Source organism: Bacillus sp. DHT2, from assembly GCF_026241455.1.
Classification (GTDB): Bacteria; Bacillota; Bacilli; order Bacillales; family Bacillaceae_G; genus Bacillus_A; species Bacillus_A pseudomycoides.
Genome location: NZ_JAPHWH010000002.1, coordinates 574,767 through 587,889 on the forward strand (window position 1 = coordinate 574,767; position 13,123 = coordinate 587,889).

The following is a 13,123-nucleotide window of genomic DNA, read 5'->3' on the forward strand; positions in this document are numbered from 1 at the left end:
TCCTTATTGTAAAAACGGATTATTTTCTTTTTCGAAACCAATATTTGTTTCTGGACCATGTCCACATAATACTGCTGTGTCATCTGGCAGTACAAATAATTTTTCTTCAATGCTTCCAATTAATTCTGCAAAACTTCCACCTGGTAAATCTGTTCGACCAATACTCATTTGGAATAATACATCTCCTGAAAATACAGCATTTGCCTCTTTGCAATAATATGAAATACTGCCTGGAGAATGCCCTGGCGTCTCAAACATTTCAAATGTAAAAGATCCAATCGTTAACATTCCTTCGCCTTCAATAATTTGATCAGCTGGTTTCGCTGTAATACTTCGATTCATCATAAAAATTTGCGAACCATTTACAGTCGCATCTCCTAACCAATCCACTTCTTCTTTATGTACATATACCGGGATATGAAAAGCATCTCTCACAGCATCAACTGCACCAATATGATCGAAATGAGCATGTGTTAATAAAACAGCCAGCGGCTTTAATTGTTCTTCTTGTAAATACGTTACAAGCTTTTCTCCTTCACTACCTGGATCAAAAATAATACATTCTTTTTGATCATTACTTAAAATATATGCATTTGTTTGTAATGGCCCTAATGGCATTTGTATCCATTTCATTTTAAAATCTCCTCCAGTTATTGAACTTACTTTTATGATACAACATTTCTTCCCCTTAGGAAAAGAAACGATGCTATCTCGACAATCATTTCTAAAACATGTACAATAAAAAAGAAGAAATATTGCAAAAACTCAAACGAAAGAATGAGGGAGCAGAGGGGGATCATATATGGGTCTTGTTATCATTTTTGCGCTAGTCACTCTGTTAGCTGTATTCGCAACCCTTAGAACGTTACGTGAAAAAAATTTACTAGCAGGCGGTTTTGCTGTTGCAACTGTACTTGTTTTTGGTTGGTTTACAGTCATGACTGTCCTTTATAGCGGGTACCCACCAGCTCATTAATTCACTTACAGTTCTATTTCCCATCAAGATTTTGCATAAAAAAAGAGGAAGGGATCTCCCTTCCTCTTCTCATTATTTTGCAAATACCAGTAGTCTCACCTTAATTCCGATTCGCCCTGACTGATTCTATTCTTTTTACTTCATAACTTCATATTTATGCTTCTTCACAAGCCAAGCTCCACCAATTACACCAGCATCATTCCCAAGCGTTGCAATTGCTAGCTTCGTGCTCTTAACAGCACGAGAAAATGCATATTGTGCAAAATAGCGCTGAATTGGTTGTAACAATGCATCACCAGCTTTAGATACACCACCGCCAATTACAATCTTTTCTGGATTTAACGTACTAGAAAGATTTGCTACAGCTAACCCTAAATAAGAAGCTACTTTTTCTACAACTTGTTCCGCTAAAGCGTCACCTTGTTCAAGCGCTTCAAATACATCTTTAGATGTAATACGTCCCTCTTCTTCTAACATAGAGTGAAGTATGCTTGGTTCATCTGTACCTTGTAATTTTTGCATAGCAACACGTACAATACCTGTTGCTGAAGCTACTGTTTCTAGACAGCCAGATTTCCCGCAGTTACAAGGAAATCCATTTTCTGTTACGACTGTAATATGTCCGATTTCACCAGCAGCACCACTTACACCGTGCACGATCTCACCATTTGCAATTACACCGCCGCCAACACCAGTTCCAAGAGTCATACAAACTAGATCTTTTGCTCCTTCACCAGCACCTTTCCACATTTCACCAAGCGCTGCTAAGTTTGCATCATTATCAACCACAACAGGTAAGCCTGTTTCTACTTCTAATAAATCTTTTAATGGATAGTTTTTCCATCCTAAATTAACAGCTTCATAAATCAGACCAGAAGCGACATGCACAGGTCCAGGAGCGCCCATACCAATACCAATTAGCTTGCTCTTTAATTCTCCTAGTTCTTCTAACTTTTTATCAATTGCTTTCGCTACATCTAATGTAATATGTTTGCCTTGCTCACTTGTATTCGTTGGGATTTCCCACTTATGTAAAATTTCACCATAAACATTGATAAATGCTAATTTAATCGTTGTCCCGCCAAGGTCAACACCAACTAACCACTTTTCTTCCATTTTTGCTAACCTACCTTTATCTAATTCTTGCTCATCTCTTTTTGAATCTCTTGTTTCAATAAAAATAAAGCTGTTTGATAGTCTTTTGGCTCAATCAACTGTGATTGATTTAATTCACGCAATTCATCTTGCATTAATTGTAAATCAGCGATTCGATCACCTGTATAAATGATTGTTCCAAATTTTTTTAGCAATTGCTGAATATCATAAATTGATATCATTTCATCACCCTCTATGTCCACTTATTATGGAAATATAATAAGAAAACGTTCACATATTTTATTATAATCAACAAGAAAAAGTCTCGTCAATTTTTATTTGTCTATACAAGTCCATTTTGAAGAATTGTTTCTTTTTCTGTAATAATTTTTTGTACATTTTGATCAAACGACTCTGTTGGAATATAACTTACAATTTGAAAATCAAAAGCTAATGATAACGTTTTCCCTTCATACTGCAGCAGATAACGATCATAATAACCACCGCCGTACCCAATACGTTCCCCTCGTCTTGTATACGCAACTCCGGGTACAAACAGAAGATCAATTTCATTTGCTTCTGTTTCTACTGTTAGCGCAGGAATTGGTTCACGCAAGCTCATATATACTGTTTCTAATTGATCAAAATTTGTAATTTGACGAAAGATCATTGTTCTTGTCTCTCTATTACACTTTGGTACAACAACTTTTTTTCCTTCTCGCCATGCTTGTTCAATAATTACATATGTATTCACTTCATGTTCCATCGAAAGAGTAATTCCGATTGTTTCCGCTTCTCTCCACTCTTTTTGTTCATATAAAGTAAATACAATTTGTTCTGATAAAGTTTTGTGCTGTTCTTTCGATAAAAAATTCATTTGCTCTACTAGTTTCTTACGTAAACGTACCTTCTCCTCTTTCACACGCTTTTCCCCCTATAAAGTGATCCTTTACCTACTTTATAATTATTAATCGCAAAAATGAATTATGTTCTTGTAAACAGTCTATCATTTTTTTCATGTATCATCACTTTTCAATAAGGGTTATAACCATAGTAAAAAAAAGAAACAGTAGGAAATTTCCTACTGCTTACTTTGTTTCACGGTGTAACGTAGACTTCTTGTCACGCTTGCAATACTTTTTAAGCTCAAGGCGCTCCGTGTTGTTACGTTTATTTTTCTTTGAGATATAGTTACGATCTCCGCATTCTGTACATGCTAGAGTAATATTCACACGCATTCTTATTTCCCTCCAGTCACTAATAACTTAAATCAGACTATACTATAATACCACTTTTAAAATAAAAATTCTACACCTTTTGATATTGTCTAATTTTTTCTATAAGAGTTTTCATATTTTCCTTTGCTATTACTGGGTTTCTCGCGTGTGAATATACAAGAAATTTAGGATGTTTTGCATCAGAAACAATATAAGACCACTCTTTTTCTGTATATTTAAATTGGATTCCCTCTAATACTTCGACTTCTCTTTTTTCCATATCTTGCAATAACATTCCCATTACTTTCCCTTTCTCTTTCCACGAGCAAACAACTTCATCACATAATAAGTAAAGGGGTGGTGATTGCTCTAACATCGTCGACAAAGTATTTCCTTGCCGAGCAATTAGTTCGAATAATTTTCCAATCCGATATAAAATATCTTGCTGCCATCTCATCTGAAACTTACTTTGTTCACCATACATATAAAAAAGAAGATAGCACTCTCCTAATTTTAACGATAATGGATAAACACTTTCTGTCGTCTCAAGTAATAAATCAGGCACATCGATTTCTTCACAATTTGCACTTTGGTAAATCCCACCATGATTATCATATAATTCAAATTTATTTCCTTGTTCATAAAACATAAGAGCCATATGAGCTCTACTTGATTTCATTAACAATTTAACATGTTCTTTTTGCTCACTAGCATAAACCCATGTAATTGTGCAACCTAGTTTTCGCAAGAAGGATATGAGTAGGGACTGAAACATTTCATCTCTTTTATTAATAAGAAGGTGAAATGTTTGCTTTTGTATCGTTTCGATATCCAAATACACTAATACAGATTCAACATATTTCTCTAAACAAACATGTACCGTTTCATTTCGTCCCATGTCTTTATCATATACATAATGAAATGCTTCTGACATATACAAGTGTTCCATTTCTTTTTGCTGTTTATACGATAACCTTATGCCTTCCTTACCATACAGTTGAATGACAATTCCTTCTTCTTGTTCAAAGCGAATAAAAATGCCCCCTGCACATTCGAGTTCATTGATCGCATACCGAAAGGCCGAATCGTTCATTTCTTGACATTCCATCGTATACAAGCCAACACTATGAATTGCATGTAGAAATAACTTTTTAAAAATATCAACTTTTACATCATCATATCCCCCTATCAATATACGCTCCCCTTTTGAAAAAAGAGAGCCATATGCCATTGCTATTTTTACAACAACTTGAGGTGTCATTTCTATATTACTCCTACCTACTACCCGGCTTTTTTGCAGCCAACCTGAGTTTTTTTCATTTTCAGTAATTCCTGACGGGGCAATAATAGAATGACTATCAACAACTTTATTAGGCCATATTTTCCCATTGTGTTGTATCACTGTATTTTTTCCAATCTGGCAACGGTCTGCTACCACACTTTTCTCAAATAAAGTTACATCATCTTTAATCATCGCATTTTCTCCAACGGTCGCTTCTAATAGCTCACAGCGTTTTCCTACATACGTATGGGCAAGAACAATACTTTTTTGGACATGCGTATGATCTAATATTGTGCTGCACTTACCGATAATTGAATATGGCTCAATTATTACCCCCGCTCCGATGGACGCTCCTTCTCCGATAAAAGATGGACCGTGAATTTTTGTTCCCTTTTCAATAGTTACCCCTTCTCCCATCCAAACCATCGGTAGTACTTCCGTATAAGAAATGGGTACCTGTACTTTCTTTGTAAGTAAGTCAAAATGAGCCTGCCGATATTGATCTAATGTACCAATATCTAACCAGTAGCCTTGCGCTACATATCCAAAGAGTGCTTTTTTATTTTCCAGCAAAGGAAAGACATGGTGACTAAAATCAAAAAACTGCGCTGATGAAATATAAGAAAAAATTTCGGGGTCCATAATATAAATGCCTGTATTTACAATATTTGAAATCACTTCGTTCCAACTCGGTTTTTCCATGTAACGTATAATTTCATGCTCTCTATTCATAACGACTGAACCAAATGATAGTGGGTTTTCCACTTCCTTCACAAACATTGTGACCAGTCTATTCCTGCATTGATGGAATTCAATTCCTTTCGATAAATTAAAATCCGTCAATGCATCTCCACTAATTACAACAAATGGCTCATCTAAAAACGCTTCTGCTTGTTTAATGCTTCCTGCCGTACCAAGCGGTGGCGAATCTTCGAAATATTGCAACTTCACTCCCCATTTACTTCCATCACCAAAATACCGCCTAATTGCCGTACTCATATATTGAACTGTAATTGCAATCTCATGAATACCATGCTGCCTTAGTAACTCAATATTGTATTCTATCACTGGTTTTTCAAGTAATGGTAACATTGGCTTTGGAAGGTTACATGTTAACGGTCTAAGACGCCTTCCTTTTCCTCCAGCTAAAATAACCCCCTTCATATACATTCATCCTCCACGTTTATAATGTTGAACGACCTTGTATATCATATGTATGTCACTTATGTAGAAATTAACCTTTTCACTTCACTGAACCACATTAGTAAGCGCTTACTTTATAGCTTAATACTGTAAAATTTTAATCAGTGGCGTTTTTCCTTGTCCTTCACTGAGTGTCTACCTTCACCAATCAAGTTTTTTACAGGATAAACAATCACTTCCTATATTATTCCATATCATATTATGATACATCTTATCATCATAGAGAGGACAAGACAACGAGCTTTTTTTGTCATGTTTTGACTAAAAAAGCAAGTGATATTCCATCACTTGCTAACATTTTTTCCTATTCATTTAATAAATAATGTTTTCCTTTCACCAAGTAAAAAACATTCTCGGCAATATTCGTAATGTGATCTGCTACACGCTCAATGTAACGTGCAATAAAAGATAATTGTGTAATTTGCGTAATCGCTTCAGGATGTTCAGGGATAGAGGAAATAAATTCACGAATCGCTCTCCCGTATATTTCGTCAACAGAATCATCCATTTCCGCAATTTGTTTTGCAGAAGTTAAATTTTCTTCTTGATATGCTTCTAACGATAAATTTAACATATCCATGGCAATCGTAAACATTTGTTCTAGACTATGCAAGCTAACAGATACATCTTTTTCTCCGAGCCGAATTGTTGATTTAGCAATATTTACGGCATGATCTGCAATACGTTCTAAATCTGTTGCTGTCTTAATCGAAACAAAAATTCTTCGCAGATCGCTTGCAACAGGTTGCTGTTTTGTAATTAGCATAAGTGCAAGGTCATTAATTTCTTCTTCTAAATTATCCATACGGTAATCACCATCAATGACTTCTAGCGCTTTTTCTACATCTTTCTTCTGAAGCCCTTCCATAGAACAAGAAAGGGCTTCTCTTGCCAATTCTCCAAGTTCAATTACCTTTTGCTGCAATGTGTGTAAATCATAATGAAATTGCTCCCTTACCATGTTGTTTCCCCCTTTAGCTGTTACATATATGAAAACTCCCGCCACTTAGCTCCTTTGGATCTTGAAGTGGGGGTTTCTCGTGTGTCTCCTCTAACAGATGCGTAACACGAGTGGAGCTGACACAGTTACCTGATAGCACAACCCCTCTATTTCATTGGCAAACGCCTTTGGAACCACTTTTTTAATATATTGTACAAAGCGTACAAGAATGCGGTTACTAGCAATTCAGCTCCCCGCTCAAGGACTGTGCTGAGCATAGTCCTTGAGCGGGGAGTTTTCTTACTTGATTTTTGATAAAATGATAAAAGCCCCTTATAAAGGGGCTTTTACTCCCAAAAACATTAACCAAATCGTCCCGTGATATAATCTTCTGTTCGTTTATCTGTAGGAGTAGTGAATAATTTGTTTGTATCTGTATATTCAACAACTTCACCGCTTAGGAAGAACGCTGTTTTATCAGAGATACGTGCCGCTTGTTGCATATTATGCGTCACAATTACAATACTAAAATCTTTCTTTAGCTCTTGAATCAATTCTTCAACTTTCAATGTAGAAATCGGATCCAATGCTGATGTCGGTTCATCCATTAAGATTACATCCGGTTCAATCGCTAAACAACGCGCGATACATAAACGCTGTTGTTGTCCACCAGATAAACCATATGCATTATCGTGTAATCGATCTTTTAATTCATCCCAAATCGCTGCACCACGTAAACTTTTTTCAACAATTGCATCAAGTGTCTTCTTATCACGAATACCATGAATCTTTGGACCATAGACAACATTCTCATAGATAGATTTCGGAAATGGATTTGGCTTTTGGAACACCATTCCAACATGCGTACGTAATTCTTCAACAGGATATGACTTATCAAAAATATTTCGATCTCGATATTCAATTACTCCCGTTGTGCGAACGATAGGTACTAGCTCTACCATACGGTTTAACGTTTTTAAATATGTTGATTTTCCGCAACCACTCGGTCCAATAATTGCTGTTACTTCATTCTCATGAATACTTAAATTAACATCTTTTAATGCATGATCTTCTCCATACCATAAATTTAAATTTTTTGTATCGAATACAACCTTCTTCGTTGCTGACTCAATTTTCTCTTCATTTTTCACCTGTACATTTACTACTGTTGCTACCATTTTGAATTCCCCTTTCATCCACTACTTACGATTTCTCAACCATAAGGCAACCACATTTATAATGAGCAACAATCCTAATAAAACGATCATACCGGCTGCTGCTACATGCTGAAACTCCTCTTGCGGTCTACTCATCCAATTAAAAATTTGAATCGGTAAAACTGTAAATCTATCAAACATGTTAAGCGGAATATAATTAGCAAAAGCAAGCGCCCCAATGACTAATAATGGTGCCGCTTCTCCGATTGCCCTCGATAAAGCCAAAACACATCCCGTTAAAATTCCTGGCAAGGCAGTTGGCACTACAATTTGATACATTGTTTGCCATTTTGTAGCACCGACACCATATGAGGCTTCTAACAAAGAGCTTGGCACCATACGAATTGCTTCTTGACTCGACACAACAACAGTTGGTAACACAAGAAGACTCATCGTAAACGCTGCTGTTACTATACTCTCACCTAACTGAAGACCATATACAAAAATTGTTAAACCAAGCAATCCAAACACAACAGATGGCACCCCCGCTAATGTTTGAATATTTAATTCTACGATTCTTGTGAATACAGATTGTCTTGCATAATGCTCTAAATAAAGAGCTGTACCTACTCCAAATATAAAGGAAACTGGTACTACTATACTCATAAATACAATTGTTCCTGACAATGCAGCTGCAATACCAGCTTGCTTTGGATTACGCGAAGCAAAGTTCATAAAAAAATCTATCGAAAGATAACTTATACCTTTTTCAAAGATTTGATAAAGTAATAAAATTAGTATGCAAATAGAAAATAGCATTGTCATATAAGAAATTGACTTATATATTTGATCCTTCCAAAAACGCGTTGCCATATTTTCTTTTATTCTCTTATGATTCAGCATTCGCATCTTATATCGCCTTTCTAAAACGGTACATAATCTGCTGCGAAATCATATTCATCATGAATGTAAACATAAGTAACGTCGCGCCTACAGCGTACATACTATAGTATGCGATCGTTCCATGGGGGGCATCACCTAAGCTTACTTGCACAATATAAGCCGTTAACGTTTGAATGGAGTGCGTCGGATCTATAGATACATTGGGCGTTGAACCTCCAGCAATGACAACAATCATCGTTTCACCAATCGCACGTGAAGCCGCTAATAGGATTGCAGCCATAATACCGGTAAATGCAGCTGGAAACACAACCTTTCGTATAGTTTCAAAACGCGTTGCACCTAGCCCAAGTGAAGCCTCTTTTATTCCTTTAGATACAGCTCCCATTGCATCTTCAGAAAGAGAAGCGATTGTTGGAACCATCATAATTCCTATAACAATGCCTGGACTAATTGCATTAAAGAACTGTAAATCCGGAATGACACGCTGCAAGGCCGGTGTGACAATCGTTAAAGCAAAAAATCCATATACAATTGTAGGAATACCTGCTAGTAGTTCTAAAATGGGCTTTAACACTTTTCTAACAAAGTGTGAAGCATATTCATTTAAAAATACGGCACATCCTAGTCCAATTGGAATAGCTACTATCATAGCGATTGTTGTTACAAGTAAGGTCCCACATATAAGAGGAAGTATCCCAAACTTAGGCTCTTCAAAAAATGGTAACCATTCTTTCTCAGTAAAAAAAGAATACATTGATATTTCACGAAAAAACATAATTGTTTCATTCGCTAGCGTAATAACAATACCGATTGTTGTTATAATAGATATGCTAGCAATTGCCTTTAATAGTAACGGAACCATTCGATTGATTCGCTGCGTTTTTTTTCTTTTGATTGTATTTCTTTCAATCAAATGTTGCACAGAAAATGCAAATTGACTTTTGTCATTTCGAGCCAAAGATGAAAACCCCTTCCCATCCTGACATTATCTTTTTATTTCTGTTAACATTCGCAGCTGTTCACTATATTTCTTTTGTGGTAATTTAACATATCCGACTTCTTCAGCAAGTCCGCCCGCATGTTGCATCATAAACACCACATACTCTGCCACACTGCTTTTATTTCGAATCGAAGCATGGTTTACATAAGCAAATAGCGGCCTAGACAATGGCTTATAAACACCAGATTGAATGTTTGCTTTTGTTGGTGGTACACCATTTACTTTTACGGATTTTACCTTATCTCGATTCGCCATATAGTACGCATATCCCACAAATGCAATTGCATTTTTATCATTCATTACCCCTTGCATAATGACTTGATCATCTTCAGATAAAGCAACTGTTTTTGCAAGACGATTGTTTCGCAAGACAACACTTTGAAAATAATCATACGTACCGGAATCAACACCTGGCGCATAAAATTGCACCTTTTCGTGCGGCCATTTCGGATGAATATGTGACCATCGTTTCGTTCTCCCATCTTCGCTCCATAATAGACGTAATTCTTCTATTGTCATATTATCAGCCCATGTATTTTGACGATTCACAATGATTGTGAGGCCATCATAAGCAATTTCAAATGGTGTAAACTGGATGGAATTTTCCTTCATAAAATTTTCTTCTACTTGTTTTACCTGGCGCGATGCATTATTTATATCTACTTCGCCTTTGCCAAAACGATGAAACCCTCCTCCGGTCCCAGATATACTAATAGAAATTTTCACACGTGGTTCTTTTTTTGTGTACTCTTCCGCTATAGCTTCCATAATTGGAAAAACGGTTGAGGATCCATCAACTCTCACTTCCCTCACATCATTAGCAGCGGATGGAGTAGACACATATAAAAAAATGAAACATGTCGATATTGCTAAAATCTTGATAGATTTTTTTGTCCATTTCACGTGTAGCTCCTCCTAGAAGTATCCTGGAGTAACAGGATTACAGATATAAGAATAATGCCCAACTATTAATTCGGTTTTAATAATTTGTAAAAGTTTTGTAAAGTTCAACATAATGTGGAGGAATACGCTACTTCTTTCTCATTTTCACTTCTTTTCTCAAAAGTAAATATATGACCGGTCATACTATGAGAGAGTTCATTTTTTTCAACCCCCTATTTCGCGTATAGGATATGCTCGTCCACAATTACTAAAACCTATGCATAAAATACAAAAAAAAGCACACTATCTTTTAAGATAGTGTGCCAAATTCACATATTTTTATTCTTTTTTACCTTTTTCATCTTTTGTTGCTTCACCTGTTACTTCTTGTTTTTTCAAGTCAAAGTAAGCATCCATAATTTCACGACCGATATTTCCGTTAATTCCAGACTTATCATCGTGTACCCATGGAACAACAACGGAGAATGCAACTTCAGGATTATCAAGCGGCGCATAACCTACTAATGTTAAGTTATAAGTTGATACAGGCTCGCCTTTTGCATTTCTTCCGATATCTTTGTTACCACCATAAAACGTTTGTGCTGTTCCTGTTTTTCCAGCAGCTGTATATTTTGCACCTGTAAAGTATTTTGCACCTGTACCACCTGAATCATTAAATACTTGTCTAAATCCTTCTTGCACACGCTGGATTTGATCTTCAGGCATATCAATACGATTTAATACTTTTGGTTCCATTGATTGAATCACTTTTCCGACTTCATCTGGTTTAGATGATGGTTGACGAATTTCTTTTACGACTTGCGGTTGCATACGATAGCCACCATTGGCAATTGTAGAAACATATTGTACAAGTTGAAGCGGTGTATACGTATCATACTGCCCGATTGCTAAGTCTAATAAGAAACCTGGTTGGAATCCAGAACCTCTCTGACCGGCTATTTCATTTGGTAAATCAATTCCTGTTTTCACACCAAGCCCAAATTGTCCAAAATAATAACGCATATCATCGAATGCCTTTTTCTTAATATCTAATGTACCGCCCCTTTGATATTGCACTCCAGCAAGATTCATGGCTGTTTTAAACATGTATACGTTAGAAGACATTTTTAAAGCGGTAAGGTCGTTAATACTGCCCATCGTTTTCCAAGAAGCTTTTTGCGGTGTACCTTTTAATTTAATCGGTTCATCCACTAGAACTGTTCCAGGCGTAATTGCTCCTGTTTGATATCCCGTTAGCACCGTAGCACCTTTCACAGTTGAGCCCATCGGATACGCACTTGTCATTGTTCCTAATGCGTAATCTTTTATCTCTTTCGTTCCATTTTCGTCTACGATTTGTTTCCCAGCCATAGATAAAACTTCACCATTTTTCGGATTCATCATCACAACAAATGCACGGTCTAAAAGTGGTTCTGCACCTGCATATTGCTTTAAATACTTCGTAAGGATTTCTTCTACACGCTTTTGCAGTTCCATATCAATTGTTAAATTCAGATCATTGCCTCGTTGACCTTTAGAAACGTTTATTGTTTCTAAAATATTTCCGTCTTTGTCTGTAACATTTCTCACTTCTGCTTTTGTACCATGAAGCGTATCCTCATATTGCTGTTCAATATAACTTTTACCAACGCGGTCGTTACGGTTATAATCTCGAACAAGAAAATAATCTAGTCGTTCTCTTGGCAACCCTTCATCTGAGCTTGTTACACCACCAAGTACACTACGGAACATATCATCATAAGTGTATTTACGATCCCAATCAACTGTCGTATCTACACCTGGCAACAATGCTAAATTTTCACTAATGATTGCATATTCTTCTGTTGTTACATCTTTTTTTATGATTTGCGGTGTCATTGCATATCCGCCATCCATTTTACTCTTAATTGCAAGTATTTCTAAATCTTCGGGTGTTAATTGATTTATTTCTGCCTCTGTCACGCGATTACGCTGACGCTCTGCCATTTCTTTATCATCAATTTTCTTTGCTTTAAATTCAGCTTGGTCTTTCTTTGTAATCTTTTCCTTTGCCTCTTTTTCATGTAAAGAAAGCCAATAATCTTTTTTATCACGTTCTGTTAATTTATCTGGTGATACTTCAATTAGCTTCGCCAGTTTTTTCGCTGTTTCTAAACGTTCTTCCGAAGTTGAACCCTTCAGTCTTGTAAACGTAATGGTACGAACTGGGTTATTATCCACAACCGCACGACCATATCTATCAAAGATCTTTCCGCGTGGAACTGGATTACTTACTGTTGAGTTTTCCTTTTTTTCAACTTCATTTTTATAGTCCTCACCATGTACAATTTGTACCATTCCAAGCTTTACAATGATCGCTGAAAACATTAAAAACACACAAAAAAACAACACGTTAAGCCGAAACGGAACGTGGGTTTTCTTTTTTTTCTTCTTTTTACTCATACGAACCCCCTCTACCAACAGCTATG

At 36.3% G+C, this 13,123-nt stretch carries 13 protein-coding genes; 1 reads left to right on the plus strand and 12 read right to left on the minus strand.

What is annotated here, in order from left to right; translation table 11 throughout:
• Nucleotides 1-3 precede the first annotated feature (3 nt).
• Entirely contained in the window at nucleotides 4-633 is a 630-nt protein-coding gene (locus tag ORL93_RS08115; RefSeq protein WP_003200375.1) for an MBL fold metallo-hydrolase, read from the minus strand.
• Nucleotides 634-802: 169 nt separating this feature from the next.
• Here ORL93_RS08115 and ORL93_RS08120 point away from each other — a divergent pair, with 169 nt between their 5' ends.
• Nucleotides 803-976 (plus strand): DUF2759 domain-containing protein, encoded by a 174-nt coding sequence (locus ORL93_RS08120; RefSeq protein WP_003200373.1) that lies wholly within the window; start codon nucleotides 803-805, stop codon nucleotides 974-976.
• A gap of 135 nt (nucleotides 977-1,111) precedes the next feature.
• Here ORL93_RS08120 and glcK read toward each other — a convergent pair whose 3' ends face one another.
• The 11 genes from glcK to ORL93_RS08175 all read right to left on the minus strand — a co-directional run bounded on the left by glcK (nucleotide 1,112) and on the right by ORL93_RS08175 (nucleotide 13,097).
• On the minus strand, nucleotides 1,112-2,092 hold the full coding sequence (glcK, locus tag ORL93_RS08125) for a glucokinase (protein ID WP_097794419.1): 981 nt from the start codon (nucleotides 2,090-2,092) through the stop codon (nucleotides 1,112-1,114).
• Between the two features lie 20 nt (nucleotides 2,093-2,112).
• On the minus strand, nucleotides 2,113-2,313 hold the full coding sequence (locus ORL93_RS08130; protein ID WP_016116335.1) for a YqgQ family protein: 201 nt from the start codon (nucleotides 2,311-2,313) through the stop codon (nucleotides 2,113-2,115).
• 101 nt (nucleotides 2,314-2,414) lie between these two features.
• Entirely contained in the window at nucleotides 2,415-2,993 is a 579-nt protein-coding gene (locus ORL93_RS08135) for a 5-formyltetrahydrofolate cyclo-ligase (protein ID WP_097794420.1), read from the minus strand.
• A 166-nt stretch (nucleotides 2,994-3,159) separates the two neighbouring features.
• Nucleotides 3,160-3,309 carry a 50S ribosomal protein L33 gene (gene rpmG, locus ORL93_RS08140; RefSeq protein WP_001265618.1) on the minus strand — a complete coding sequence of 50 codons (150 nt, stop codon included), beginning with the start codon at nucleotides 3,307-3,309 and terminating at the stop codon, nucleotides 3,160-3,162.
• Nucleotides 3,310-3,379: 70 nt separating this feature from the next.
• The gene (locus ORL93_RS08145) at nucleotides 3,380-5,734 is read right to left on the minus strand and encodes a sugar phosphate nucleotidyltransferase (protein WP_097794421.1); all 2,355 of its coding nucleotides are present in this window, start codon (nucleotides 5,732-5,734) and stop codon (nucleotides 3,380-3,382) included.
• Between the two features lie 343 nt (nucleotides 5,735-6,077).
• Complete coding sequence (phoU, locus tag ORL93_RS08150; RefSeq protein ID WP_016116338.1) at nucleotides 6,078-6,734, minus strand: phosphate signaling complex protein PhoU; 657 nt, start codon at nucleotides 6,732-6,734, stop codon at nucleotides 6,078-6,080.
• Between the two features lie 341 nt (nucleotides 6,735-7,075).
• Nucleotides 7,076-7,891, minus strand: coding sequence for a phosphate ABC transporter ATP-binding protein (gene pstB / locus ORL93_RS08155; RefSeq protein ID WP_265958843.1), 816 nt, complete (start codon nucleotides 7,889-7,891; stop codon nucleotides 7,076-7,078).
• 21 nt (nucleotides 7,892-7,912) lie between these two features.
• Nucleotides 7,913-8,779 carry a phosphate ABC transporter permease PstA gene (pstA, locus tag ORL93_RS08160; RefSeq protein ID WP_265958844.1) on the minus strand — a complete coding sequence of 289 codons (867 nt, stop codon included), beginning with the start codon at nucleotides 8,777-8,779 and terminating at the stop codon, nucleotides 7,913-7,915.
• A gap of 1 nt (nucleotide 8,780) precedes the next feature.
• The gene (pstC, locus tag ORL93_RS08165) at nucleotides 8,781-9,731 is read right to left on the minus strand and encodes a phosphate ABC transporter permease subunit PstC (protein WP_265958845.1); all 951 of its coding nucleotides are present in this window, start codon (nucleotides 9,729-9,731) and stop codon (nucleotides 8,781-8,783) included.
• A gap of 27 nt (nucleotides 9,732-9,758) precedes the next feature.
• The gene (locus ORL93_RS08170) at nucleotides 9,759-10,676 is read right to left on the minus strand and encodes a PstS family phosphate ABC transporter substrate-binding protein (protein ID WP_018765834.1); all 918 of its coding nucleotides are present in this window, start codon (nucleotides 10,674-10,676) and stop codon (nucleotides 9,759-9,761) included.
• Nucleotides 10,677-10,994: 318 nt separating this feature from the next.
• Entirely contained in the window at nucleotides 10,995-13,097 is a 2,103-nt protein-coding gene (locus ORL93_RS08175; RefSeq protein WP_265958846.1) for a peptidoglycan D,D-transpeptidase FtsI family protein, read from the minus strand.
• Between the last annotated feature and the right edge of the window lie 26 nt (nucleotides 13,098-13,123).

Coding starts and splice junctions, on each gene's coding strand:
- ORL93_RS08120 (WP_003200373.1), top strand. CDS start 803: ATGGGTCTTGTTATCATTTTTGCGCTAGTCACTCTGTTAGCTGTATTC.
- ORL93_RS08130 (WP_016116335.1), bottom strand. CDS start 2,313: ATGATATCAATTTATGATATTCAGCAATTGCTAAAAAAATTTGGAACA.
- glcK (WP_097794419.1), bottom strand. CDS start 2,092: ATGGAAGAAAAGTGGTTAGTTGGTGTTGACCTTGGCGGGACAACGATT.
- phoU (WP_016116338.1), bottom strand. CDS start 6,734: ATGGTAAGGGAGCAATTTCATTATGATTTACACACATTGCAGCAAAAG.
- ORL93_RS08115 (WP_003200375.1), bottom strand. CDS start 633: ATGAAATGGATACAAATGCCATTAGGGCCATTACAAACAAATGCATAT.
- pstA (WP_265958844.1), bottom strand. CDS start 8,779: ATGCGAATGCTGAATCATAAGAGAATAAAAGAAAATATGGCAACGCGT.
- rpmG (WP_001265618.1), bottom strand. CDS start 3,309: ATGCGTGTGAATATTACTCTAGCATGTACAGAATGCGGAGATCGTAAC.
- ORL93_RS08175 (WP_265958846.1), bottom strand. CDS start 13,097: ATGAGTAAAAAGAAGAAAAAAAAGAAAACCCACGTTCCGTTTCGGCTT.
- pstB (WP_265958843.1), bottom strand. CDS start 7,891: ATGGTAGCAACAGTAGTAAATGTACAGGTGAAAAATGAAGAGAAAATT.
- ORL93_RS08145 (WP_097794421.1), bottom strand. CDS start 5,734: ATGAAGGGGGTTATTTTAGCTGGAGGAAAAGGAAGGCGTCTTAGACCG.